Source organism: Pseudonocardia sp. Ae331_Ps2, assembly GCF_001932405.1.
GTDB lineage: Bacteria > Actinomycetota > Actinomycetes > Mycobacteriales > Pseudonocardiaceae > Pseudonocardia.
Map to the genome: position 1 here is coordinate 933,765 of NZ_MCIM01000001.1, position 23,348 is coordinate 957,112.

General features: G+C 73.5%; 22 protein-coding genes. 10 read left to right on the top strand and 12 right to left on the bottom strand.

Annotated elements, in window-relative coordinates; translation table 11 throughout:
• Positions 1 to 100 precede the first annotated feature (100 nt).
• On the top strand, positions 101 to 1,069 hold the full coding sequence (locus Ae331Ps2_RS04325) for a helix-turn-helix transcriptional regulator (protein WP_075310531.1): 969 nt from the start codon (positions 101 to 103) through the stop codon (positions 1,067 to 1,069).
• 16 nt (positions 1,070 to 1,085) lie between these two features.
• Here Ae331Ps2_RS04325 and meaB read toward each other — a convergent pair whose 3' ends face one another.
• Together meaB and Ae331Ps2_RS04335 are read right to left on the bottom strand one after the other, a co-directional pair.
• On the bottom strand, positions 1,086 to 2,078 hold the full coding sequence (meaB, locus tag Ae331Ps2_RS04330) for a methylmalonyl Co-A mutase-associated GTPase MeaB (protein ID WP_083695227.1): 993 nt from the start codon (positions 2,076 to 2,078) through the stop codon (positions 1,086 to 1,088).
• 107 nt (positions 2,079 to 2,185) lie between these two features.
• On the bottom strand, positions 2,186 to 3,373 hold the full coding sequence (locus Ae331Ps2_RS04335) for an acetyl-CoA C-acetyltransferase (protein WP_075312877.1): 1,188 nt from the start codon (positions 3,371 to 3,373) through the stop codon (positions 2,186 to 2,188).
• Positions 3,374 to 3,511: 138 nt separating this feature from the next.
• Here Ae331Ps2_RS04335 and mce point away from each other — a divergent pair, with 138 nt between their 5' ends.
• The 3 genes from mce (at position 3,512) to Ae331Ps2_RS04350 (ending at position 6,973) form a co-directional block, all read left to right on the top strand.
• Positions 3,512 to 3,970 (top strand): methylmalonyl-CoA epimerase, encoded by a 459-nt coding sequence (mce, locus tag Ae331Ps2_RS04340; RefSeq protein WP_020623309.1) that lies wholly within the window; start codon positions 3,512 to 3,514, stop codon positions 3,968 to 3,970.
• Positions 3,971 to 4,170: 200 nt separating this feature from the next.
• Positions 4,171 to 5,502 (top strand): crotonyl-CoA carboxylase/reductase, encoded by a 1,332-nt coding sequence (gene ccrA / locus Ae331Ps2_RS04345; protein WP_020623310.1) that lies wholly within the window; start codon positions 4,171 to 4,173, stop codon positions 5,500 to 5,502.
• 136 nt (positions 5,503 to 5,638) lie between these two features.
• Positions 5,639 to 6,973 (top strand): hypothetical protein, encoded by a 1,335-nt coding sequence (locus tag Ae331Ps2_RS04350; RefSeq protein WP_075310529.1) that lies wholly within the window; start codon positions 5,639 to 5,641, stop codon positions 6,971 to 6,973.
• Positions 6,974 to 6,994: 21 nt separating this feature from the next.
• Here Ae331Ps2_RS04350 and Ae331Ps2_RS04355 read toward each other — a convergent pair whose 3' ends face one another.
• From Ae331Ps2_RS04355 to nucS, 4 genes are all read right to left on the bottom strand, one after another.
• Positions 6,995 to 7,231 carry a hypothetical protein gene (locus Ae331Ps2_RS04355; protein WP_020621449.1) on the bottom strand — a complete coding sequence of 79 codons (237 nt, stop codon included), beginning with the start codon at positions 7,229 to 7,231 and terminating at the stop codon, positions 6,995 to 6,997.
• A gap of 100 nt (positions 7,232 to 7,331) precedes the next feature.
• Positions 7,332 to 9,116: a 3-hydroxyacyl-CoA dehydrogenase family protein gene (locus Ae331Ps2_RS04360; RefSeq protein WP_075310527.1), complete on the bottom strand. Its 1,785-nt coding sequence runs from the start codon at positions 9,114 to 9,116 to the stop codon at positions 7,332 to 7,334.
• Between the two features lie 144 nt (positions 9,117 to 9,260).
• On the bottom strand, positions 9,261 to 10,793 hold the full coding sequence (locus Ae331Ps2_RS04365) for an aldehyde dehydrogenase family protein (RefSeq protein WP_075310525.1): 1,533 nt from the start codon (positions 10,791 to 10,793) through the stop codon (positions 9,261 to 9,263).
• 95 nt (positions 10,794 to 10,888) lie between these two features.
• Positions 10,889 to 11,548 (bottom strand): endonuclease NucS, encoded by a 660-nt coding sequence (gene nucS, locus Ae331Ps2_RS04370; protein ID WP_075310523.1) that lies wholly within the window; start codon positions 11,546 to 11,548, stop codon positions 10,889 to 10,891.
• A gap of 87 nt (positions 11,549 to 11,635) precedes the next feature.
• Here nucS and Ae331Ps2_RS04375 point away from each other — a divergent pair, with 87 nt between their 5' ends.
• Entirely contained in the window at positions 11,636 to 12,130 is a 495-nt protein-coding gene (locus Ae331Ps2_RS04375) for an NUDIX hydrolase (protein ID WP_233147794.1), read from the top strand.
• 109 nt (positions 12,131 to 12,239) lie between these two features.
• Here the strand turns inward: Ae331Ps2_RS04375 and Ae331Ps2_RS04380 are convergent, their stop codons facing one another.
• Both Ae331Ps2_RS04380 and Ae331Ps2_RS04385 read right to left on the bottom strand, forming a co-directional pair.
• Positions 12,240 to 13,490 carry a cytochrome P450 gene (locus Ae331Ps2_RS04380; protein ID WP_075310519.1) on the bottom strand — a complete coding sequence of 417 codons (1,251 nt, stop codon included), beginning with the start codon at positions 13,488 to 13,490 and terminating at the stop codon, positions 12,240 to 12,242.
• Positions 13,487 to 14,236 carry a TetR/AcrR family transcriptional regulator gene (locus tag Ae331Ps2_RS04385; RefSeq protein ID WP_158071529.1) on the bottom strand — a complete coding sequence of 250 codons (750 nt, stop codon included), beginning with the start codon at positions 14,234 to 14,236 and terminating at the stop codon, positions 13,487 to 13,489. The genes Ae331Ps2_RS04380 and Ae331Ps2_RS04385 overlap by 4 nt, the downstream gene beginning before the upstream one ends.
• 106 nt (positions 14,237 to 14,342) lie before the next feature.
• Here Ae331Ps2_RS04385 and Ae331Ps2_RS04390 point away from each other — a divergent pair, with 106 nt between their 5' ends.
• The 3 genes from Ae331Ps2_RS04390 to Ae331Ps2_RS30240 are packed head-to-tail and all read left to right on the top strand — an operon-like array spanning position 14,343 to position 17,279.
• Positions 14,343 to 15,116 (top strand): enoyl-CoA hydratase-related protein, encoded by a 774-nt coding sequence (locus tag Ae331Ps2_RS04390; RefSeq protein ID WP_020621456.1) that lies wholly within the window; start codon positions 14,343 to 14,345, stop codon positions 15,114 to 15,116.
• Between the two features lie 23 nt (positions 15,117 to 15,139).
• A complete protein-coding gene (locus tag Ae331Ps2_RS04395; RefSeq protein ID WP_020621457.1) occupies positions 15,140 to 16,045 on the top strand; it encodes a transporter substrate-binding domain-containing protein in 906 nt (301 codons plus the stop codon).
• Positions 16,046 to 16,082: 37 nt separating this feature from the next.
• Positions 16,083 to 17,279: a methyl-accepting chemotaxis protein gene (locus Ae331Ps2_RS30240; protein ID WP_083695230.1), complete on the top strand. Its 1,197-nt coding sequence runs from the start codon at positions 16,083 to 16,085 to the stop codon at positions 17,277 to 17,279.
• A gap of 39 nt (positions 17,280 to 17,318) precedes the next feature.
• Here Ae331Ps2_RS30240 and Ae331Ps2_RS04405 read toward each other — a convergent pair whose 3' ends face one another.
• The gene (locus Ae331Ps2_RS04405; protein WP_075310515.1) at positions 17,319 to 19,337 is read right to left on the bottom strand and encodes a protein meaA; all 2,019 of its coding nucleotides are present in this window, start codon (positions 19,335 to 19,337) and stop codon (positions 17,319 to 17,321) included.
• A gap of 218 nt (positions 19,338 to 19,555) precedes the next feature.
• On the opposite strand from Ae331Ps2_RS04405, the gene Ae331Ps2_RS04410 reads away from it, so the two are divergent.
• A complete protein-coding gene (locus Ae331Ps2_RS04410; protein WP_083695232.1) occupies positions 19,556 to 19,888 on the top strand; it encodes a hypothetical protein in 333 nt (110 codons plus the stop codon).
• A 4-nt stretch (positions 19,889 to 19,892) separates the two neighbouring features.
• Here Ae331Ps2_RS04410 and Ae331Ps2_RS04415 read toward each other — a convergent pair whose 3' ends face one another.
• Both Ae331Ps2_RS04415 and murA read right to left on the bottom strand, forming a co-directional pair.
• Positions 19,893 to 20,744: a DUF1206 domain-containing protein gene (locus Ae331Ps2_RS04415; protein ID WP_075310513.1), complete on the bottom strand. Its 852-nt coding sequence runs from the start codon at positions 20,742 to 20,744 to the stop codon at positions 19,893 to 19,895.
• A 97-nt stretch (positions 20,745 to 20,841) separates the two neighbouring features.
• Positions 20,842 to 22,110, bottom strand: a complete 1,269-nt coding sequence (murA, locus tag Ae331Ps2_RS04420; RefSeq protein ID WP_020621462.1) for a UDP-N-acetylglucosamine 1-carboxyvinyltransferase — start codon at positions 22,108 to 22,110, stop codon at positions 20,842 to 20,844.
• 124 nt (positions 22,111 to 22,234) lie between these two features.
• Between murA and Ae331Ps2_RS04425 the strand changes: the two genes are divergently transcribed.
• Positions 22,235 to 22,828 (top strand): cob(I)yrinic acid a,c-diamide adenosyltransferase, encoded by a 594-nt coding sequence (locus Ae331Ps2_RS04425; RefSeq protein WP_020621463.1) that lies wholly within the window; start codon positions 22,235 to 22,237, stop codon positions 22,826 to 22,828.
• Between the two features lie 61 nt (positions 22,829 to 22,889).
• Here the strand turns inward: Ae331Ps2_RS04425 and Ae331Ps2_RS04430 are convergent, their stop codons facing one another.
• Positions 22,890 to 23,339 carry a DUF2550 domain-containing protein gene (locus Ae331Ps2_RS04430; RefSeq protein ID WP_020621464.1) on the bottom strand — a complete coding sequence of 150 codons (450 nt, stop codon included), beginning with the start codon at positions 23,337 to 23,339 and terminating at the stop codon, positions 22,890 to 22,892.
• Positions 23,340 to 23,348 lie beyond the last annotated feature (9 nt).

Sequence of the window (23,348 nt, forward strand, 5' to 3'; positions counted from 1 at the left end):
TGAGGTCCATGGGGCACACTCCGGGGTGTCGAGGCAGGTGATGACGCGGGTTGCGTCAACGGTGTTGACCCTACGACGGGGCACCGACAGAATCGGCCGCGTGCACGCTCCTCCGCTCCCGTCCGACCGGCCCGGTGCCGGCCCGGCGCTGCGGGCCGCGCGCGACCGGCGGGGCTGGTCCCAGTCCGAGGCGGCCCGTGCGCTGGCCGCGCTCGTCGCCGGGAGCGGCGGCACCGCGCGGGCCGCGAGCCTGAAGACCCAGCTGTCGCGCTGGGAGAACGGCCACGCCGTCCCGGACGCCGCGCACCGCTCGCTCCTCGCCGAGCTGTACGAGACCACCCCGGCCGGTCTCGGTCTCGCCGACGAGCCCGGGCCGGATCCCGTCGACGGGGCCACGCGGCTGCGCGCGGCGCTGGAGCGGACCGCCGCCGTCGGGGAGGAGGAGCTGGACCTGCTGCGCGCCCAGTGGGCCGCGACCAGCGCACTGGACGACCGGCTGGGCACCGCCGCCGCCCACGACGCGGTGTCCGCCGTGGTCACCCAGCTGCGCGAGCCGGCCGCGCACGCGCGGGACCCGCACCTCCTGCGGGCGCTCGGCGGGCTGCTCGCCGCGGCCGCACTGCGGCTCGGGGACCAGGAACGCGACCGCGCCGCCCCGGACCGGGCGTGGGCGGCCTACGTCGAGGCGGAGTCCGCGGCCCTGCGGGCCGGGGACCCGGACACCGCGGACACGGCGCGGCACCGGCGGGAACGCCTGGCGGCCGAGCTGCCGGGCGTCGCCGCACCGGACGCCGACACCGAACAGGCCGGCCCGACCGATACGACGGCGCTGCCGACGATCGACGTCCACACCGCCCCCGCGTGGCTCACCGTCGAGGACGGCCCACCGCAGCGCCCGGTCCGCGAGCGCACCGATCTCGCACTGGGCGAGGTGCTCGCCGCCCTGCGTGCCGGCGACGGCGCCGCCGCGCGGGCCGCCCACGCCCGGGCCAGGGCACTCGCCCTGCGAACCGGGTCGCAGCGCGTCCTCGACCGGCTCGCGGCGCTGTCCGGGACCACGCTCCCCTGATCGGAGGCGGGTCGGCTCAGTCCGCCTGGTCCAGCAACTCGTCGGCGGCGGCCCACGGGTCCAGCTCCCCGCCCAGCACCCGCTCGGTGAGGGCGTCGAGCGCGTCACCGCCGCGCACGCGTTCCATCCGGGCCCGGACCTGCTCCATCCCGATGCCCTCGATCTCGCGACGCGTCCGCTCACGGCGCCGTCGTTCCCGCTCGCCGGACTTCTCGGCCCAGGCGTGGTGCTCGTCGAGGGCGTCGGCGACGGCCGCGATCCCCTCCGCGCGGGACGCGACCGTCGAGAGCACCGGGGGCTCCCACGGCTCGGTACCGAGGCCGGGTGCGTCCGCGCCTCCCTCGCCGCCGTCCGGGAGGCGCAGGTGCAGCATGTTCCGCAGCTCGCGCACCGTGCGGCGGGCCCCCTCACGGTCGGCCTTGTTGACCACGAAGACGTCGCCGATCTCCAGGATCCCGGCCTTGGCCGCCTGGATGCCGTCGCCCATCCCCGGCGCGAGCAGCACGACGGTCGTGTCGGCGAGGCCGACGATCTCCACCTCGGACTGCCCGACGCCGACGGTCTCGATCAGCACGACGTCGCAGCCCGCGGCGTCGAGCACCCGCAGGGCCTGCGGCGTCGCCCAGGACAGCCCGCCCAGGTGCCCGCGCGTGGCCATCGACCGGATGAAGACCCCGTCGTCGTCGGCGTGGTCCCCCATCCGCACCCGGTCGCCCAGCAGCGCCCCGCCGCTGAACGGCGAGGACGGGTCCACCGCCAGCACCCCGACCCGGCGCCCGCGCGCCCGCAGCTCGGTGACCAGCGCCGACGTCGACGTCGACTTGCCCACCCCCGGCGAGCCGGTCAGCCCGATGACGTGCGCCCGTCCGGTGTGCGGGGACAGTGCCGCGGACACCTCGCGCAGCTGCGGACCGGCGTTCTCCACCATCGAGATCAGCCGGGCGACGGCGAGCTGCTCACCGCGGCGGGCGCGCTCCACCAGGTCGCGGGGGTCCGGCGGTCCGGGCACGGTCGGGCTCCTTGTCGGGACGGACGGGCGTCGGGACGGACGGGGTGGATGCACGTCGGCCCCCGCCGAGGCGGGGGCCGACGTGGACCACACGGAGGTCGGGACGGTCAGGCGGAGGGGACGCGCACGATCAGCGCGTCGCCCTGGCCGCCGCCGCCGCACAGCGCGGCCGCGCCGACGCCGCCGCCGCGCGCCTTGAGCGCGAGCGCCAGGTGCAGCGCGATCCGCGCACCGGACATGCCGATCGGGTGACCGAGGGCGATGGCGCCACCGTCGACGTTCACCTTCTCCTCGTCGATGCCGAGCTTGCGGGCCGAGACGATGCCGACCGCGGCGAACGCCTCGTTGATCTCGACGAGGTCGAGGTCGGCGGGCTGGATGCCCTCCTTCTCGCACGCCTTGGCGATCGCGTTCGCGGGCTGCTCGTGCAGCGAGGCGTCCGGACCGGCGACGACGCCGTGCGCACCGATCTCGGCGATCCAGTCCAGGCCCAGCTCCTCGGCCTTGACCTTGCTCATCACGACCACCGCGGCCGCGCCGTCGGAGATCTGCGAGGCCGATCCCGCGGTGATGGTGCCGTCGGCGGCGAAGGCGGGGCGGAGCTTGCCGAGCCCCTCGGTGGTGGTGTCGCCGCGCACGCCCTCGTCGGTGGAGAAGACGATCGGGTCGCCCTTGCGCTGCGGGATCTCGACCGGGGCGATCTCCTGGTCGAAGGTGCCGTCCTGGGCGGCGCGGGCGGCGCGCTGGTGCGAGCGGGCGGAGAAGGCGTCCTGCTCCTCGCGGGTCAGGCCGTAGCGCTCGTTGTACTTCTCGGTGGAGGCACCCATCGCGACCTGGGCGAACGCGCAGAACAGACCGTCGTAGGCCATGTGGTCGGTGAGGGTGGTGTCGCCGAACTTGGTGCCCTCGCGGGACTTGGTGAGCAGGTGCGGCGCCTGGGTCATCGACTCCTGGCCCCCGGCGACGACGATGTCGAACTCGCCGGCGCGGATGAGCTGGTCGGCCAGCGCGATGGCGTCGACGCCGGACAGGCAGACCTTGTTGATCGTCAGCGCCGGGACGTCCATCGGGATGCCGGCCTCGACCGCCGCCTGGCGCGCCGGGATCTGTCCCGCGCCTGCGGTGAGGACCTGGCCCATGATCGTGTACTGGACCTGGTCGGGAGCCACACCGGCCCGCTCGAGCGCGGCCTTGATGGCGACACCGCCCAGCTGGGCCCCGGAGAAGCCCTTCAGGGAGCCGAGCAGACGGCCCATCGGCGTGCGGGCGCCGGCGACGATCACGGTTCCGGACACGGGGTCCTCCATCAGGCTTCGTTGTCAGGTGGGCCGCCACCATACCCACGGCGACGACCCGTCCGGACGCACCGAACGGTGGGGGTGACCAGCGGCACAGACTCCTACCGGCGAGTAGAACCGGTAGCTTCAGCCCCCATGACGACAACCGAGGACGCCCTGTCGCCGCTGGTCGTGGCCGTGGACCACGTGGGCATCGCGGTACCCGACCTGGACGAGGCCATCCGCTGGTACGCGGACAACCTGGGCCTGGTCGCGGTGCACACCGAGACCAACACCGAGCAGGGCGTGCGCGAGGCCATGCTGGGAGCACCGGGCGAGGCGGCCGGCGCCACGAAGGTGCAGCTGCTCGCCCCGCTGAACGAGGACTCGACGATCGCGAAGTTCATCGGGCGCAACGGCCCGGGCCTGCAGCAGGTCGCCTACCGGGTCACCGACGTCGCCGCCGCGGCGGACGCGTTGCGGGCGAAGGGCCTGCGCCTGCTCTACGACGCCCCGCGCCGTGGCACGTCGAACTCGAAGGTCAACTTCGTGCACCCGAAGGACGCCGGCGGAGTGCTGGTCGAGCTCGTCGAGCCGGCCGCGGACGCGCACTGACGGGCGGAGGGACGGCCGGGGCACGACCCCGTCCCGAAGGACAGTACGGGCGTCCGGTGGGGTGGATCACGAAGTGCGCTTCGGGTATCACCCTCACCGTCGACCTACGGTTAAGATACTACGCAGTAACTTGCGGTATCCCAAGCACCATCGGGTGAGCCACCCGACTCCCCTGACAACGTCGCCATCGGAGGCCAGCAGTGAAGGACATCCGCGACGCCATCCTCGCCGGGCAGTTCACCGACGTCGGAGGCCTGGAGGTTCCCGAGCACTATCGGGGCGTCACCGTCCGCGCCGAGGACGTGGACATGTTCGAGGGTCTGACCACCAAGGAGAAGGACCCGCGCAAGAGCCTGCGCGTCGAGGACGTCCCGGTCCCCGAGCTCGGCCCCGGTGAGGCGCTCGTGGCCGTGATGGCCAGCGCGATCAACTACAACACCGTCTGGACCTCGATCTTCGAGCCCGTCTCGACGTTCAGCTTCCTCAAGCGCTACGGCAAGCTCTCGCCGCTGGCCAAGCGGCACGACCTGCCCTACCACGTGGTCGGCTCCGACCTCGCCGGCGTCGTCGTGCGGACCGGCCCCGGCGTCAACACCTGGAAGCCCGGCGACCAGGTCGTCGCGCACTGCCTCTCGGTCGAGCTGGAGAGCCCGGACGGGCACTCGGACACGATGATGGACCCGGAGCAGCGCATCTGGGGCTTCGAGACCAACTTCGGCGGCCTCGCCGAGCTGGCCCTGGTCAAGTCCAACCAGCTGATGCCGAAGCCGGACCACCTCACCTGGGAGGAGGCCGCGTCCCCGGGCCTGGTCAACTCCACCGCGTACCGCCAGCTGGTGAGCAAGAACGGCGCCGACATGAAGCAGGGCGACGTCGTGCTGATCTGGGGCGCCTCCGGCGGCCTCGGCTCCTACGCCACCCAGTTCGCCCTCAACGGCGGCGCCACCCCGATCTGCGTCGTCTCCTCGGAGGAGAAGGCCCAGATCTGCCGCGACATGGGCGCGGAGCTGGTCATCGACCGCAACGCCGAGGGCTACCGGTTCTGGAAGGACGAGACCACCCAGGACCCGAAGGAGTGGAAGCGGCTCGGCGCGAAGATCCGCGAGCTGACCGGCGGCGAGGACCCCGACATCGTCTTCGAGCACCCGGGCCGCGAGACCTTCGGTGCGTCGGTCTACGTCACCCGCAAGGGCGGTCAGATCGTCACCTGCGCCTCGACCTCGGGCTACATGCACGAGTTCGACAACCGCTACCTGTGGATGAACCTCAAGCGGATCGTCGGCTCGCACTTCGCGAACTACCGCGAGGCCTACGAGGCCAACCGGCTCGTCGCCAAGGGCATGATCCACCCGACCCTGTCGCGGGTGTACCCGCTGGCCGAGACCGGCCAGGCCGCGAACGACGTCAAGCAGAACCTGCACCAGGGCAAGGTCGGCGTGCTGGCGCTGGCCCCCGAGGAGGGTCTCGGCGTGACCAACCCGGAGAAGCGCGCGAAGCACCTGGACGGCATCAACCGCTTCCGAGGCGTCTGACGCCGCCGGGGTTCGTCCCCGCGAAGGGCCCGTCCGTGTCACACGGACGGGCCCTTTGTCCATAGCGGGGTGAACCCGGTGACCCCCGGCCGTGAACTTACGGTCCGGCAACCCCCGCGACGGTACGGTGAACGACATGGCCGGCGACCACGACGTACCCGTACCCCGGACCGGTTTCTCGATCGCGCGCCGCGGCTACGACCAGGCGCAGGTCGACAGCCACCTGCGACGGCTCGACGCCCAGGTGCGCATGCTGGCCGCCGACCGTGACGCCGCGGTCGCCCAGAACACCCGGCTGAGTCGTGAGCTCGACGACGCGCGTACCCGGGCCGAGGCCATGCAGCAGCAGGTCAACCGGCTCGCCGGCCCGCCGCAGAACGTGCAGGGCATGAGCGAGCGGCTGCGCTCCATGCTGCGCCTCGCCGAGGACGAGGTCTCCGAGATGCACGCCAAGGCCGACCGCGAGGTCGCCGACCAGCGCCGCCGCGCCGAGGAGCAGGCCCGCGCCCTGATCGAGGACGCCAGGGCCCGGGCCGAGCAGACCGTCGCCGACGCCGAGGCCCACGCGGCCGAGGCCGCCCGCCGCTCCGCCGAGCGCGACCGCGGCCTCGACGAGAAGCAGGCCCGCGTCGAGCGCGAGCTCGCCGAGCTGCGCGAGCGCACCGAGACCGAGCTGACCGAGCTGCGGACCACGACCGAGCGCGAGCTGGCCGAGCGGCGCAGCACCACCGAACGCGAGCTCGCCGAGGCCGAGCGCACCGTCACCGAGCGGATCACCGCGGCCGACGCCGAGGCCAGGGAGAACCGCGAGCAGGTCGAGCACGACTTCCGGATCGCGATGGACCAGCGCCGCGCCGAGGCACTGACCTCGCTGTTCGCCGAGCGCGACGCCCTCGAGGCCGACATCTCCCGCCGGGAGCGCGAGGCCGCCGACCGCATCCGCCGCGACCTCGACCAGGCCCACGCCGACGGCGAGAAGATCCGCTCCGACGCCCGCCGCGACGCCGAGGAGACCACCGCCGCCGCCCGGCGCCGGGTGGAGCAGCTCACCGGGCTGCGCGCCCGGCTGACCGAGCAGCTGCGCGCCGCCCGCGCGCTCATCGAGTCCGGCGTCGACGACCTCGACGCCGGCCCGGACCTGGCCGACCTGCCCGTCGACCAGCCGCCCGCCGAGCGCTCCTCGGTCGACCGGCTGCCCGCCGAGCAGGCCCCTGCGGGGTCCGGGGCGGCCGCGACCGACACCGCCGGGGCTCCCGCGTCGGGTTCGGCCGACACCCCGGCGAGCGCACCCCGCACGGTCGAGGAGGCCGTCGCGGCGCGGGAGCGCCGCTCCGCCGCGACCGCGGAGGACGAGTCGGGGTCCCCGACCGGGTCGACGGGCAGCGGGTCGTCCGGATCCGGCCGCCCCCGGCCCTCGCCGCGGGCCCGCAGCGGCTACAGCGGCGGCAAGCGCGCCGCACGCACCCGCTGACCCGGGGTCGGCCCGCTCGGCTCAGTGCCGCCGGAACCCGGCGCGACGACGGTCCCGCGCGTTCCAGCACGGCAGGTGCCAGTGCCGCCGCTCCTCGACGCCGCGGCCGTCGTCGGCGGGCCAGGTCACCACGTGGGGCATCCCCGAGGGCAGCAGCTGGTCGCAGCCGGGGCACCGGTAGTGCTTCACCGTGGTGCCGCCCGGCACCCGGCGGACGTAGTGCTCGCCGTCGCGGCCGCTCTCCAGGTCGGTCGTCATGCCGCTGCCCAGCGGTGGCGCGACGGGACGGCCCCGCCCCCGTTCCGAGGGGCGGGGCCGTCTGCCGCGTCCACGAGCCATGCGACCAGTGTCGCAAGCGCTACCGCTTGGTGTAGTCCCGGAAGCCGTGACCGGTCTTACGCCCGAGCCGACCCGCCGTGACCAGGTGCTCCAGCAGCGGCGCGGGGGCGAACCCGGCCTGGTGGAACTCGGCGTACAGGGACTTCTGGATCGCCAGCGAAACGTCGAGCCCGACGACGTCGAGCAGCTCGAACGGCCCCATCGGCAGCGCGCAACCGGTCTTCATGGCCGCGTCGATGTCGTCGGCGGTGGCGTAGTGCGCCTCCAGCATCTTCACCGCGTCGTTCAGGTACGGGAACAGCAGCGCGTTGACGATGAACCCGGCCCGGTCGCCGCAGCTCACCGGCACCTTCTTGAGCTTCTGGCACACGTCGAGGACCGTGGCCGCCACGTCGCGCGAGGTGCCGATCGTGGACACGACCTCGACCAGCTTCATCACCGGCGCCGGGTTGAAGAAGTGCATGCCGATCACGTCGCCCGGGCGCTGGGTGACCGCGGCACACTCGACGACGGGCAACGAGGAGGTCGTCGTCGCCAGGATCGCGCCGGGCTTGCAGATCTCGTCGAGCGCGCCGAACATCGCCCGCTTGACGTCGAGCTCCTCGGCGACGGCCTCGACGACCAGGTCGACGTCGGCCATGTCCTCCAGCGCGGTGGTGCCGCTGATCCGGGCGAGGACGGCGTCGCGGCCGGCCTCGTCCAGCTTCCCGCGGGCGACCGCCTTGTCCAGGGACTTGCGGACCAGCGCGACCGAGCCCTCGACCTTGGAGTCGCTGCGGCCGCGGACGACGACGTCGTAGCCGGCCTTGGCGAACACCTCGACGATGCCCGAGGCCATCGTGCCGGTGCCGATCACGCCGACCCGCGCCACGTCGCGCAGGGTCACGTCCTCGGGAACGGTGGAGGCCGGGGTCTCCCCGTCGGGGACGACGGTGGAGCTGTGCGGTGCGGAGTAGGTGTAGAAGCCGCGCCCGGTCTTCCGGCCGAGCAGGCCCGCGGTGATCATCTGCTTGAACACCGGGTTCGGCGCGTGCATCAGGTTGCGCGACTCGCCGTACATCGTCTCGAGGATCTCGTAGGCGGTGTCCAGGCCGATGAGGTCGAGCAGGGCCAGCGGGCCCATCGGGTAGCCGCAGCCGTAGCGCATGCCGGCGTCGAGGTCCTCGCGGCTGGCGTAGCGCTCGGCGTACATCTTCGCGGCGTGGTTGAGGTAGCCGAACAGCAGCGCGTTGGCGATGAAACCCGCGCGGTCGCCGATGACGACCGGGACCTTCCCGAGGGAGTCGGCGAACGCCTGGACGTCGGAGATGACGTCGGGCTCGGTGACGACGGTCCGCACGACCTCGACCAGCTTCTGGACCGGCGCCGGGTTGAAGAAGTGCATCCCGACGACCTTGCCCGGGCGCGTGGTGCGCACGGCCAGCTCGGTGACCGACAGCGACGAGGTGTTCGAGGCGAGGATGGCGTCCTCGGCGACGACCTTGTCGACCTCGGCCAGCAGCGCGGTCTTGGCGTCCAGGCTCTCCGGGATGGCCTCGACGACCAGCTGCGCCGGTGCCAGGTCGGCCAGGGTGGTGGTCACGGTGATGCGACCGAGGAGCTCGTCGGCCTGCTCCCGGGTGAGCTTGCCGCGCTCGATGGCGCGGTCGGTCGAGGCCGCGAGGTGGGCCCTGCCGCGCTCCCCCGCGGCGTCGTCCACCTCGACGGCGATCACGTCGAGACCGTTGCGGGCGAACACCTCGACGATGCCTGCCCCCATCGTGCCGAGGCCGACCACTCCGACGGTCCGGAACTCACGTGCCACGCTGCAACCTCCACCGATTCGACAACCTTGTCTTCCGCGTCGGCGCCGATCCTGTCATCCAGAGGTGCTACCAGTGGGTAACATGCGGCCAGGACCACCCCGCCGTGCGGGAAGGGCCCTGGTCGTCGGGGGAGGAAGGGCGCCTCAGCGCCCGTGCCGGGCCTTCACGATCCCGACGAGCGTCTGCATCGTGCGCGCGGTCCGCTTGAAGCTGGTGACCACGATCGGCATCCCGAACCGCTGCCGGGCGATCGACTGGGCGCGGGTGAACTCGCGCAGCCCGTCGGCGCCGTGGATGCGGCCGAAGCCGGACTCCCCCACCCCGCCGAAGGGCAGCGACGGGATCCCGGCGAAGGAGATCACGCCGTTGATCGAGACCATGCCGCAGCGCAGCCGCTGCGCGATCTGCTCCCCGCGCTTCGCGGAGAACACCGTCGCGCCGAGGCCGTATCCGGTGGCGTTGGCGCGGCGGACCGCCTCGTCGACGTCGGGCACCCGGTTGACCACGACGAGCGGGCCGAAGGTCTCCTCGGTGACCGCGACGGAGTCCTCGGGCACGTCGGCGATGACGACCGGGGAGATCGACCCGCCCTGGGCGGGCACCGAGTCGGCGCCACCGACGATCGCGCGGCCGCCGCGCTCCAGGGCGTCGGTGACGTGCCGGCGCACGATCTCGGTCTGCGACGGCATCGTCATCGGCCCGAGGTCGCCCTCGTTCGTGGCGGTGCCGACCTGCAGCGCCGACGCCGCGGCCCGCACCTTCTCCAGGAACCGGCCCGCGACGGACTCGACGACGTAGACCCGCTCCACCCCGACGCAGGTCTGCCCCGCGTTGGACATCCCGCCCCAGACGGCGGCGTCCGCGGCGCCGTCGAGGTCGGCATCGGCGTCGACGATCAGTGGGTCCTTGCCGCCGCACTCCATGAGCACCGGCACCAGGTTCTCCGCGCAGGCGGCCATCACCCGGCGTCCGGTCGCGGCGGACCCGGTGAACGCGATCTTGCCGATGCCGGGGGCGCGGCACAGCTCGGCGCCGGTCGGCCCGAACCCGGTGACGACGGTCAGCAGCGGGTACCGGCCCACCTCGGGGACCGCCTCGGCGAGCGTGCGGGCGATCTCGTGGCCGACACCCGGGGTCAGCTCCGAGGGCTTGAACACCACGGTGTTGCCGGCGGCCAGCGCGTAGGCGATCGAGCCCATCGGCGTGAAGATCGGGTAGTTCCACGGCCCGATGACGCCGACGACGCCCAGCGGCCGGTACGCCACCGACGCCGCCTGGTTCGCCATCAGCAGGCCCGGGGACACCGAGCGCCGCCCGAGCACCTTCTTCGCGTTCGCCGAGGCCCAGTCCAGGTGGTCGATGGCGAGCACGACCTCGAGCCGGGCGTCGTCGAGCGGCTTGCCGGTCTCGGCGGCGACGACGCCCGCGACCCGGTCCAGCTGCGCGACCAGCACCTTCTTCCACGCCGCGAGCCTGCGGCGGCGCTCGTCGAAGCCGAGCCCGTCCCACCAGACGGCGGCCTCGGCGGCGTCCCGGACCCGGGCACGGACGTGCTCGCCGTCGTGCACGAGGTAGCGGGCCAGCTCCTCGCCGGTCCGGGGCGAGAGCGACGCGAAGTCCCCGGAACCGGGGACTGCGGCCGTCGTAGGGGTGGAGTCAGCGGCGGTGGCACTCACGTCGCCAGGCTAGACGCCGCGGCAAGGCCCGGCCGGGCCCGCGCTGGCCCGGCGGGGCCGCACCGGCCCGGTGAGGCCGCCTCGGAACAGCCGCCTCAGAACAGGAGCAGGTCGTCGCGCGCCATGCCCCGCAGCGCGTCGTAGTCGACGGTCACGCAGCGGATCCCGCGGTCCACGGCCAGCGTGCGGGCCTGCGGCTTGATCTGCTGGGCCGCGAACACCCCCTCGACCGGCGCGAGCAGCGGGTCACGGTTCATCAGCTCCAGGTACCGGGTGAGCTGCTCGACGCCGTCGATCTCGCCGCGGCGCTTCACCTCGACCGCGACGTGCGCGCCGTTCCCGTCGCGCAGCAGCAGGTCGACCGGGCCGACCGCGGTCATGTACTCGCGCCGGACCAGCGTGTGGCCCTCCCCGAAGGTCTCCGGGTGCGCGGCGAGCAGCTCCTGCAGGTGCGCCTCGACGCCGTCCTTGACCAGGCCCGGGTCGACGCCCAGCTCGTGGCTGGAGTCGTGCAGCACCTCGTCGATGGTGATGACCAGCGACTCGGCGGCCTTGTTGCGCACCGTCCACACACCGGGCTCCTCGGTGAGCCAGCACGGTGGGGACATCCAGTTGAGCGGCTTGTAGGCACGGTCGTCGGCGTGGATGCTCACCGAGCCGTCCCGTTTGACCAGCAGCAACCGGGGGGCCATGGGCAGGTGGGCGGTCAGCCGTCCGACGTAGTCCACCTGGCAGCGGGCGATGACGAGACGCACCCGCCTCACTGTAGGGCCGAGCGGATGGATCACCCTGGGCGGGTGATCGAGCAGACCTCGACCCGGCAGGTGTACGCCAACGACTGGATGACCGTCCGCGAGGACGGCATCCGGCTCCCGGACGGCACCGAGGGTTTCTACGGCGTCGTCGACAAGCCCACCTATGCCCTGGTGATCCCCCGCGACGACGACGGCCGCCTGCACCTCGTCGAGCAGTACCGCTACCCGGTGGGCGGCCGCCGCTGGGAGTTCCCGGCGGGAACCGCGCCCGACCGGGCCGACCAGGACCCGGCCGAGCTGGCGGTGCGTGAGCTCGTCGAGGAGACCGGGCTGGCCGCGGAGCACATGACCCTGCTCGGCACGCTCGACTGCGCGCCGGGCATGTCCAGTCAGCGCGGACACGTCTACCTCGCGACCGGGCTGACCGCGGGGCCGCCGCGCCGTGAGCACTCCGAGCAGGACATGCGCGCCGCCTGGTTCACCGCCGCCGAGCTGACGGCGATGATCCGGCGCGGCGAGCTCACCGACGCCCAGTCACTCGCCGCCTGGACCCTGCTCACCCTGCACGACGCGGGCACCTGACCGGCGCCCACGGCCGCCGTTCGTGATCGCCGCTCCATGATCGGCAGGAGTGGAGCGCCGGGTGCAGTCGGCTGCGCCCTGGGCTCCACTCCCGGCGATCACCCGGCGATCACCCGACACGCACCGGCAGCGCCGCGACCCGGCTGAACCCGGGGCGGGGCAGCCACACGACCTCCTCGGCGGGCACGGCGAGGCGCAGGCCGGGGAACCGTTCGAACAGCATCCGCAGCCCCACCTCGCCCTCCTGGCGGGCCAGCGCAGCGCCCAGGCAGTAGTGCGCGCCCTGCCCGAACCCGACGTGCCCCTCGCCACGGCCGGTCGGACGGGCGAGGTCCAGCTCGTCGGGACGGTCGAAGGCCCGCGGGTCGTGGTTGGCCGGGAGCAGCCCGGCGATCACCGGGGTCCCGGCCGGGATCGCGGTGCCGCCCAGCTCGACGTCGACGGTCGGGTAGCGGAGCTGGGTGAACTGCACCGGGCCGCGGGCCCGCATCAGCTCGTTCACCGCCGCGGGCCAGCCGGCCGGGTCGGCCCGCAGCGCGGCGAGCTGGTCCGGGGCGCCGAGCAGCGCCAGCGCACCGTTGCTGAGCAGGTGCGCGGTCGTCTCGTGCCCGGCCATGACGATCGCGAAGATCATCGTGACCATCTCGCGGTCCGAGAGCCGATCGCCGTCGTCCTCCTGCGCGGCGACGAGCGCGCTGATCAGGTCGTCGGCCGGCTCGGCCCGGCGGGCGTCGACGAGGGCGTGCACGTGCGCGATCGCCGCCCGCAGCGCGGGGCCGGTCCGCTCGCGGTCCATCGTCGTGAGGATCTCGCCCCACTCGTGCCACTGCGCGCGATCGGCCTCCGGCACCCCGACGAGCTCGCAGATCACCGTGATCGGCAGCGGGTAGGCCAGCGCCTCCACCAGGTCGACCGGTGCCCCGCCGGCCCCGGCGGCCACGACCTGGTCGAGCAGTGCGGTGGTGATCTCCTCGACCCGCGGGCGCAGCGCCGCGACCCGCCGCACGGTGAACGCCCGCGACACCAGCCTGCGCAGCCGGGTGTGCTCCGCGCCGTCGACGGTGAGGATGGTGCGCAGCAGGTAGTCGGCGACGTCGTCGGGGACCCCCATCTGCTTCATGATCATCTCGCGGTTGTCCGGCCCGCCAGCCAGCGCCGGGTCGGTCACGAAACGCGGATCGGTCAGGACGGTGCGGACGTCGTCGTAGCGGGTGACCAGGACGGCGGGCGGGCTGCCCATCATCGTCACGGTCGTGGTCGGGGCCTGTTCGCGCAGCCGCCCGTAGGCCGCGTACGGGTCGGTCGTCACAGCCGGGTCCAGCAGGTCCACGGCTCCACCGGGAGTGCTCGGTGCAGTCATCTCACCACTGCCTCTCTCGCGCGCTCGGGTCGGCGGACGCGTCGTCTCCACTCCTCGTCGATGTGGTCGACGAGCGGTCGGTACAGCGCGGCGACCTCCGCCGCGACGCCCGCGGCGCCGGCCGCGGGGGCGGGCCCGGCCAGCAGCCGGGACAGGCCGTGCTCGATCAGGGCGGCGGTGTGCTCGGGCCCGGATGGCGCGAACGTGCCACCCGGGCCGTCGGAGAGGAGGAACCCCCGGGACGCCGCGCCCCACACGTGGATCTGCTCGTCGACGGGCAGGTCGTCGTCGACGAGACCGGCGGCGCGCAGCAGCAGGAAGTGCTCCCGGATGGCGCCGTCGTGGTGGCGCCCGAGCCCCTCGAGCGTCCCGGCGGCCTCGTGCGCGAGCCGACCGAGGACCTCGTCGTCGCCCCGGTAGAGGGCCCGTGCGACGTCGTCCTCCGCCAGCCGCAGATAGAACATCCGCGACATCCCCCAGGGCAGCGCGACCACCGGTTCGACGAGCATCCGGTCGGCGAGGTCGGCGAACAGCCGCCGCTGCGCCCGCAGCAGCACGGTGAGGAACAGCGCGTCCTTGGTGCGGACGTGCAGGTAGACGGTGCCCTTGCCGATACCGGCCCGGCGCGCGACGTCCTCGATGGTCACCCGCCGGTAGCCCTGCCGCACGAGCAGCTCGCCCGCCGCGTCGAGCACCCGTTCCGTCCGGGCGGTGTCCTCCGCACCCGGTCCGTCCGATACCGCCACCGCTCCCCCTCCGTGCTCCATGACTGGATCGACGAATCCGGTCACAGGGTCAAGGTAGCGCGCCGGGGTCTCGGCGGCGAGCGGATTCCGGGCTACCGTTCCCCGCATGACCGACTACGAGCACCTGCTGGTCAAGCAGGACGGCGACACGGTCCGGATCACGATGAACCGCCCACAGCGACGCAACTCCCTCACCGAGGGCCACCTGCGGGAGCTGCTGGACGCGTTCGAGAGCGCGGGACGCAGCGACGCGACCGGGATCGTGCTGGCCGGGGAGGGCAAGGCGTTCTCCTCCGGCCACGACTTCGGCGACGTCGCCGAGCGCGACCTCGCCGGGGTGCGCACCCTGCTGCGCCTGTGCACCACGGTCATGCACACCGTCCAGTCGGTGCCCCAGGTCGTGATCGCCCGGGTGCACGCGACGGCCTGGGCGGCGGGCTGCCAGCTCGTCGCGTCCTGCGACCTCGCCGTCGCCGCGGAGTCCGCGACGTTCGCGCTGCCCGGCGGCAAGGGCGGCTGGTTCTGCCACACCCCGGCCGTCCCGGTCGCGCGGAACATCGGCCGCAAACGCCTGATGGAGCTGGCCCTGACCGGGGACCCGATCGACGCGGCCACCGCCGCCGACTGGGGTCTGGTCAACTACGCCGTCCCCGACGACGACCTCGACGCCCGCGTGGACGAGTTGCTCGCCCGCGCGACCCGGGGCAGCAGGCTGTCCAAGGCCGTCGGCAAGCAGACCCTCTACGCCCAGCTCGACCGTCCCGAGGCCGACGCCTACGCCGTCGCGGCCGAGGTGATGGCGTCGATGTCGCAGTCCGGGGGTGCCCGCGAGGGCATGGCGTCGTTCCTGGAGAAGCGGGCCCCGCAGTGGACCGACTGATCGGCACCTAGGCTCGCGGGACCATGCACATCCGCACCACCACCCGGCTGAGCCGGCGCCGTCTGCTGGGGGCGGCCGCCGCCCTCGGCGGGACCGCGCTGGCCGGGCCGCTGCTGGGCGGCTGCGGCGGGCCGTCGGACCCGCTGTCGCGGCTGCGCGCCGGCGGCGACGTCGTCGTCGGGCTGTCCGGGGAGCGCCCGTTCGGCTACACCGACGGCTCCGGGCGGGTCACCGGGGAGAGCCCGGAGGTGGCCCGCGCGGTCGTCACCGACCTCGGCGGCAGCGGCCTGGCCGCGGTCCAGACGAGGTTCGACCAGCTCATCCCCGGTCTGCTCGACGGCCGCTTCGACGTCATCGCGGTCGGGCTGACCATCACCGCGCTGCGCTGCCAGCAGGTCGCGTTCTCCCGCCCCGACTACGTGGCGGGTACCGGCCTGGTGGTCCCGGTCGGCAACCCCCTCGGGGTCGCGACGCTGGCCGGGGTCCGCCGCTCCGGGGCGACGCTGGCGGTGCTCGAGGGAAGCGCCGAGCAGGAGTACGCACTCGCCGCGGGCATCCACGCCGACCACATCGTCACCGTCGACTCGCAGGGAGCGCTGGTGCGCGAGGTCGCGAACGGCGGCGCGCAGGTCGGCGCGCTCACCCGCATCGCGCTGCTCGACGAGGTCCGCCGCAATGCGGGCATCGGGCTGGAGGTGACCGCCGCGTTCGCCCCCGAGGTCGCGGGACGCCCGGTCGTCGGGGCCGGGGCGTTCGCCTTCCGCCCCGCCGACAGTGCCTTCCGCGAGGAGTTCGACCGCGGGCTCACCGCGTTGCAGGAGTCCGGGCGCTGGCTGGAGCTCGCCGCGCCGTTCGGGTTCACCGCGGCGAACCTGCCGCCGCGCGATCTCACCGTCGACGAGCTCTGCGCCCGCACCCCGGACTCGTGACCGACGCGCGCCGCCGGGGAGTGCAAGGATCCCGGTCATGGCACTGCGTATCGCGGGGATCCACGTTCCCGGCCCGTCCGACCTGCTCACCGGCGCTGCGTCGGTGGTCAAGGCGACCGGCGAGCTCGCCGGGACCGTCGCCGGGCTGCCCGCGCGGGCCGGGGAGCTGCTGGAGGAGGTCGGCGCGCTGGTCGGCCGGATCGGCACGATCGCGACCCGCGCCGAGCAGCTGCTCGACCGGGTGGACGGCGTCGTCGACCGGGCCGAGGGGCTGATCGGGACCGTCGACACCGTCGCCGAGGAGGCGACCGGGCTCGTGTCCCGGATCCGCCCGGTCGCCGAGCAGGCCGAGGCGCTCGTCGCCCGGGTCACCGGCGTCGCGGGGAACGCCGAGGAGCTCGTCGGACGAGTCACCGGCGTGGCCGGGAACGCGGAGGAGCTCGTCGGGCGGGTCACCGGCGTCGCCGGGAACGCCGAGGAGCTGGTGGCGCGGGTCGGCGGGGTCGCCGACGAGGCCGACACCCTGGTCCGCAAGGTCACCACCGTGTCCGAGCAGGCCGACGGCCTGGTCCGGCGGGTCACCACCGTCTCCGACGAGGCCGGCGAGCTGGTCCGGCGGGTCACCACGGTGTCCGAGGAGGCGGGCGACCTCGTCCGCCGGGTCACCACGGTCTCGCAGAACGCCGAGGGCATCGTCGAGCAGGTCTCGGTGGTCACCGGGAACGCGAGCGGGCTGCTCGCGCGGGTCGACACCGTCACCGGCGAGGCGGGCGGGCTCATCCGCACCGTCGGCGAGATCAGCGAGCGCGCCGGCGGCCTCATCGGGCAGGTCGAGACCGTCACCACCGACGCGACCGGTGTCGTCACCGCGGCGAAGGCGGTGTCCGACCGCGCCGGAGAGGTCGTCGGGCAGGCCGCGGGCGCCAGCGAGCAGGCCGGTGAACTGCTGGACCTCTACGGCCCGCTGGCCCGCCGGGCGGCGCCGCTGGCCCAGCGCTTCGTCGACGAGCTCTCCGAGGAGGAGGTGCGCGCCGCGATCCGGCTGGTGGACCAGCTCCCGAAGTTCACCGAGCACATGGAGGACGACATCATGCCGATCCTCACGACGCTGGACCGTGTCGGACCGGACGTGCACGAGCTCCTGGACGTGCTCAAGGAGGTCCGGCAGGCGATCGTCGGGATCCCCGGGTTCAAGCTGCTCAGCCGCCGCGGGAGCGAGAAGGAGGAGGGCTGAGCTCCCGGCCGGGCGGCGCGTACCGCCCGGCCGGCGCGGTCAGCCCAGACCCTGCGACTCCCGGATCAGGGTGACGATCTCGTCCATCATCCCGGTCAGGCGGAAGTTCTTCGGCGTGAACACCGCCGCTACCCCGCCCTCACGCAGCCGCTTCTCGTCCTCGGGCGGGATGATCCCGCCGACGACGACCGGCACCTCCCCGGCCCCGGCGTCACACAGCCCCTGCACGACCGCGGGCACGACCTCCAGGTGCGACCCGGACAGCACCGAGAGCCCGACGGCGTGCACGCCCTCCTGCACCGCGGCCGCCACGATCTGCGACGGCGTCAGCCGGATCCCCTGGTAGACGACCTCGAACCCGACGTCGCGGGCGCGCACGGCGACCTGCTCGGCGCCGTTGGAGTGGCCGTCGAGCCCGGGCTTGCCGACCAGCATGCGCAGCCGCTGGCCCAGCTCCTCGCCGGTGGCGCGGACCCGCTCGCGGACCTCGGAGATCTCGGTGGCGCCCTCGCCGGACATGCTCGCCCCCGCCACTCCGGTCGGGGCCCGGAACTCCCCGAACACCTCGCGCAGCGCCCCGGCCCACTCGCCGGTGGTCACGCCCGCCTTGGCGCAGTCGATCGAGACCTGCATGAGGTTCTGCTCGGTCTTGGCCGCGTCGCGCAGCGCCCGCAGCGCCTCCTCGACGGCGTCCTGGTCCCGCGCGGCCCGCCACTCGCGGATCGCCTCGACCGCGGCCCGCTCGGTGGCCGGGTCGACGGTGAAGATCGCGTCGGCGCCCTCGGCCTGCAGCGGGCTGGGCTCGGTCGTGTCGAACTTGTTGACCCCGACCACGACCTCCTCACCGGACTCCAGCCGGCGACGGCGGGCGGCGAGGGAGTTGACCAGCTCGCCCTTCATGTAGCCGGACTCGACGGCCGCGACCGCGCCGCCCATCTCCTGCACCCGGTCGATCTCGGCGCGGGCGCCCTCGACGAGCTCGGACACCTTCGCCTCGACGACCCGGGAGCCGTCGAAGATGTCCTCGTACTCCAGCAGGTCGGTCTCGTAGGCCAGCACCTGCTGCATCCGCAGCGCCCACTGCTGGTCCCACGGCCGCGGCAGGCCGAGCGCCTCGTTCCAGGCCGGCAGCTGCACGGCGCGGGCACGCGCGTCCCGGGACAGGGTGACGGCGAGCATCTCCAGCACGATGCGCTGGACGTTGTTCTCCGGCTGCGCCTCGGTCAGCCCGAGCGAGTTGACCTGCACGCCGTAGCGCAGGCGTCGCTGCTTGGGGTTCTGCACGCCGTAGCGCTCGAGGGTGATCTCGTCCCAGAGCCGGCCCAGCGCCCTGAGCTTGCACATCTCCTCGACGAACCGGATGCCGGCGTTGACGAAGAACGAGATGCGTCCGACGACGTCGCCGAACTTCTCCGGCGGCACCTGCCCGGAGTCGCGCACCGAGTCCAGGACGGCGATCGCGGTCGACAGCGCGTAGGCCAGCTCCTGCGTCGGCGTCGCCCCGGCCTCCTGCAGGTGGTAGCTGCAGATGTTGATCGGGTTCCACTTCGGGATCTCACCGACCGACCACGCCACCATGTCGGTGATCAGCCGCAGGCTGGGCCCGGGCGGGAACACGTAGGTGCCCCGCGACAGGTACTCCTTGACGATGTCGTTCTGGGTCGTCCCGGCGAGCTTCGCGCGGACCTCGGCGTAGTCCAGACCGGACTGCTCCGCCTGCTCCTCGGCGACGGCCACGTACAGCGCGAGCAGCCACATCGCCGGGGCGTTGATCGTCATCGAGGTGTTGGCCTCGGCGACCGGGATCCCCTCGAACAGGGTGCGCATGTCCCCGATGTGGCTGACCGGCACGCCGACCTTGCCGACCTCGCCCTTGGCGAGCTCGTCGTCGGGGTCGTAGCCGGTCTGGGTCGGGAGGTCGAAGGCCACCGACAGCCCCGTCTGGCCCTTGGCCAGGTTGCGGCGGTACAGCTCGTTGGACTTCTCCGCCGAGGAGTGACCGGCGTAGGTGCGGATCACCCACGGACGGTCGCGCTCACGATCGGTGGGGTACGGCACCGGGACCTCCGTGTCGTCGCGGGAGCACAGTCGGCACTGCCTGTGATGCGGACAGATCCTACTCGTCAGTAGCCGACGGCGGGCACGGAGTCGTCCCTCGTCACAGTCGGCATGTTCGGCAAAGTACGCGATCCGCACGGGAAACCGAGCGCTGGATCGGTTCACCACCCGCCCCCTCGGACAGGGCGTGTCGCCCGTCCGGGTGCGACGATCGGCGGATGGAGCTGGACCTGGTCCCGCGGCTCGGCGCGGTCATCGGCATCGCGATCGTGCTGGCGGTGCTCGCGCTGCTGCTGCGCTGGACCTACGGCCACCAGAAGCACCACGCGCTGCCCACCGACGACCCGGACGACCCGGTCGCGACCGGCCTGCTCACCGAGGTCTCCCGGGTACCCGGGCCGGAGGCGGCGCAGGTGCTGCGCGACCGGCTGCGGTCCGAGGGCATCCGGGCGACGACCTCCCGCGCCGACGACGGCGGCTGGGCACTGCTCGTCTTCCCCCGGGACGTCGGGGACGCCCGCGTGGTGCTCAGCCGTCGCTCGCTGGACTGAGCGCTCAGCCCACCCGGTGGTAGCGGGCGTCGAGGAAGCAGAACACGCCGTAGCAGGCGATCCCCACGCCGACCGCGACCAGCAGGAACACCCCGTAGGGCTGTTCGCGCAGCGCCTTGAGCGCGGAGTCCAGCCCGTTGGCGCGCTGCGGGTCGAAGGTCAGTGCGGCGACGCCCAGCAGGACGCCCAGCACGCCGATCGCGATCCCCTTGGCGATGTACCCGACCTGTCCGGTGCGGGCGTTGATCCGCCGCAGCCGGGTGTCGGCGCCACCGAGGTCCTGGTCCTCGGTGAACGTCGTCCGGTAGCCGTTCCAGGCCATCACCCCGCCGCCGATCAGCACCCCCAGCCCCAGCAGCGCGGTGAGGACCTGCCCGCCCGGCAGGCCCAGCAGTCCGGCGGTCGCCCGACCACCGCCACCACCGGACGTGCGTCCGCTGATCGCGGTGGTCGCCGCGGTGACGGCGAGCACCGCGTAGACGACGGCCTGCCCGCCGGCGACGACCCGCTTCACCGTGCGCTTGGTGCCGTCACCGATGTAGTGGAAGCCCCACACCGCCGAGACGGTCCGCCACAGGACGACCGCGGCGAAGCCGACCACCAACGCCCACAGGAACACCCGCCCCGCCGGCTCGGCGGCGATCGCCCCGAGGGCGCCGTTCTGGTCGGCCTGCCCGCCCGAGCCGAGCGCGATCCGGACGGCGAGCCAGCCGATCAGCAGGTGCACCACCCCGTTCGCGGCGATGCCGGCCCGGGCGGCGACGCGCACCGGTGTCGAGTGCGCGGCGTCCCGCGCCCCGCGGCCCGCCTTGCGGCCGGCCTGCGAGACGTCGGCGGCGTCGGGGGTGCTCACCATGACGGGCCTCCTCGTCGAGTTGACGCGAAGGGTGACACGGCGCGGGCCGGCCCGCCGGGCTGCTGGGCCGTTCGGAGCAGCAGCGGGCGGACCCGCCCTACCGCTCCGGCTCGCCCGCGACGCGCCGGATGTCGGCGCCCAGCGCGGACAGGTTCTCCACGAACCGCGGGTAGCCGCGGTCGATGTGCGCGACGTCCCAGACCTCGGTGGTGCCCCGCGCGCACAGCCCGGCCAGCACCAGCCCGGCGCCCGCCCGGATGTCGCTGGCCCACACCGGCGCGCTGGAGAGCTCGGGCCGCCCGCGGACGACGGCGTGGTGGCCGTCGGTGCGGGCGTCCGCACCCAGACGCACCATCTCGTCGACGAAGCGGAAGCGCGCCTCGAACACGTTCTCGGTGATCATCGAGGTGCCCTCGGCGACGGCGGAGAGCGCGATCGCCATCGGCTGCAGGTCGGTGGCGAAGCCCGGGTAGGGCAGCGTCACGAAGTCGACCGCCTCCGGGCGCCGGGACATCGCGACCGAGAACTCCTGCTCGCCGGTGGTGATCTCGGCGCCCGCGCTGCGGAGCTTGTCCAGGACCAGGTCGATGTGGTGCGGGTCGACGCCGCGCACGGTGACCTCGCCACGGGTCATGGCGGCAGCGAACGCCCAGGTGGCACCGACGATCCGGTCCCCGATGACGCGGTGCGTGGTGGGCTGCAGCCCGGCGACGCCGTGCACGGTCAGCGTGGAGCTGCCGACACCCTCCAGCTTCGCGCCCATCTGCTGCAACATCACACAGAGGTCGACGATCTCCGGCTCGCGGGCCGCGTTGTCGATGACCGTGGTGCCCTCGGCGAGCACCGCGGCCATCAGGATGTTCTCGGTCGCCCCGACGCTCGGGAAGTCCAGCCAGATCTGCGCGCCGTGCAGGTCTCCCGCCGTCGCGGTGACGCTGCCGTGCACGATGTCGGTGGTCGCGCCGAGCTTGCGCAGCCCGTTCTGGTGCATGTCCAGCGGCCGCGAGCCGATCGCGTCGCCGCCGGGGAGCGGGACGACCGCCCGCCGGCACCGCGCCACCAGGGGCCCGAGCACGCACACCGACGCACGCAGCTTGGACACCGACCGGTAGTCGGCCTCCGCGCCGGGATCGGCGGGCACGTCGATGTGCACGGTCGATCCCTCGATCGCGACCGTGCAGCCCAGGCTCCGCAGGACGTCGGCCATCAGCGGCACGTCCAGGATCTCCGGGCAGTTCTCGAGCGTCGTCCGTCCCTCGGCCAGCAGTGCCGCCGCCATGAGCTTGAGCACGCTGTTCTTCGCCCCGACGACGTCGACGGACCCGCTCAGCCGGGCCCCGCCGTTGACCGCGAAATGCTCCACCACGCCCGGAACGGTAACGGGACCGTCACCGCGCCGGATGCCCGCCCCGGACGGCCCTGCACCTTCGGACCGTCCGGCGCACCCCCGCGTCTGGTCGCCGGAGCACCGGCGCGCCTAGCCTGTCGGGGTGGCGGTGAACCTGACGCGGATCTACACGAAGACCGGCGACGACGGTACGACGGCCCTGGGCGACTTCAGCCGGGTCCGCAAGACCGACACCCGGCTGGCGGCCTACGCCGACACCGACGAGGCGAACGCCGCGATCGGCGTGGCGGTGACGGTCGGCGGGCTCGCCGAGCGGGTCGCCGACCCGCTGCGGCAGATCCAGAACGACCTGTTCGACGTCGGGGCCGACCTGTGCGCGCCGATCGTCGAGAATCCCGAGTACCCGCCGCTGCGGATCACCGAGGGCTACGTCACCCGGCTCGAGGGCTGGTGCGACGAGTTCAACCTCGAGCTGCCCAAGCTCAAGTCGTTCATCCTGCCCGGCGGCACCCCCGGCGGCGCGTACCTGCACGTCGCGCGGACCGTCACCCGCCGTGCCGAGCGGTCCGTGTGGGCCCTGCTGGAGGCCGACCGGGAGCGGACCAACCCGCTGACGGCGCAGTACCTCAACCGGCTCTCGGACCTGCTGTTCATCCTCGGCCGGGTCGCGAACCCCGACGGCGACGTCCTGTGGCAGCCGGGTGGCCCGCACGGCGCCCCGACCGCCGACGCCTGACCGACCGCGCGGGACGGAACGCCCGAGCGGTCGGCTCCGCAACACCACGGGGTCCGCGGGGTCAGGACGCCTCGCGGAACCCGTGTCCCTGGCCCGGGGGCGTGGACTCCAGCCAGGCCATGAAGCCGGTCCGGACGCCCGCGGACATCGCGAGCTCGACGTCGACGTCGCGCCCGGAGGCGTCACGGCCACGGCAGCGCAGCACCTCGACCGCCATCGGGATCGCGAACTCCTCCGACCGGTGCGGCGGCCGCCGGTCGACGATCTCCAGATCGGCCCGGTCCATCACGACGGTCGGCCCGATCCGGAAGCTGGTCAGGCGGTACCAGGCGAAGCGCTCGCCCTCGTAGCGCCCGACGCCGAAGTGCCAGTCCGTGACAGCGAAACGGCGGCGCAGACACAGGTCCACACCGCCGCCTCGCATGAGTCGTACCCGCCGTACGGCGAGCCAGACCAGGGGAATCACCAGACACAGCAGCAGAACTCCGACGATCGCCGCGATGAGCTCCACTGCCGTGTC

What these genes read in the sequence shown, in the direction of transcription:
- Ae331Ps2_RS04355 (WP_020621449.1), bottom strand. Translation starts at nt 7,231, where the DNA reads ATGACGACCGACCTGGAGAGCGGCCGCGACGGCGAGCACTACGTCCGC.
- Ae331Ps2_RS04410 (WP_083695232.1), top strand. Translation starts at nt 19,556, where the DNA reads ATGGAGCTGGACCTGGTCCCGCGGCTCGGCGCGGTCATCGGCATCGCG.
- mce (WP_020623309.1), top strand. Translation starts at nt 3,512, where the DNA reads ATGACGACAACCGAGGACGCCCTGTCGCCGCTGGTCGTGGCCGTGGAC.
- Ae331Ps2_RS04350 (WP_075310529.1), top strand. Translation starts at nt 5,639, where the DNA reads ATGGCCGGCGACCACGACGTACCCGTACCCCGGACCGGTTTCTCGATC.
- Ae331Ps2_RS04415 (WP_075310513.1), bottom strand. Translation starts at nt 20,744, where the DNA reads ATGGTGAGCACCCCCGACGCCGCCGACGTCTCGCAGGCCGGCCGCAAG.
- Ae331Ps2_RS04380 (WP_075310519.1), bottom strand. Translation starts at nt 13,490, where the DNA reads ATGACTGCACCGAGCACTCCCGGTGGAGCCGTGGACCTGCTGGACCCG.
- Ae331Ps2_RS04390 (WP_020621456.1), top strand. Translation starts at nt 14,343, where the DNA reads ATGACCGACTACGAGCACCTGCTGGTCAAGCAGGACGGCGACACGGTC.
- Ae331Ps2_RS30240 (WP_083695230.1), top strand. Translation starts at nt 16,083, where the DNA reads ATGGCACTGCGTATCGCGGGGATCCACGTTCCCGGCCCGTCCGACCTG.
- Ae331Ps2_RS04395 (WP_020621457.1), top strand. Translation starts at nt 15,140, where the DNA reads ATGCACATCCGCACCACCACCCGGCTGAGCCGGCGCCGTCTGCTGGGG.
- Ae331Ps2_RS04375 (WP_233147794.1), top strand. Translation starts at nt 11,636, where the DNA reads ATGACCGTCCGCGAGGACGGCATCCGGCTCCCGGACGGCACCGAGGGT.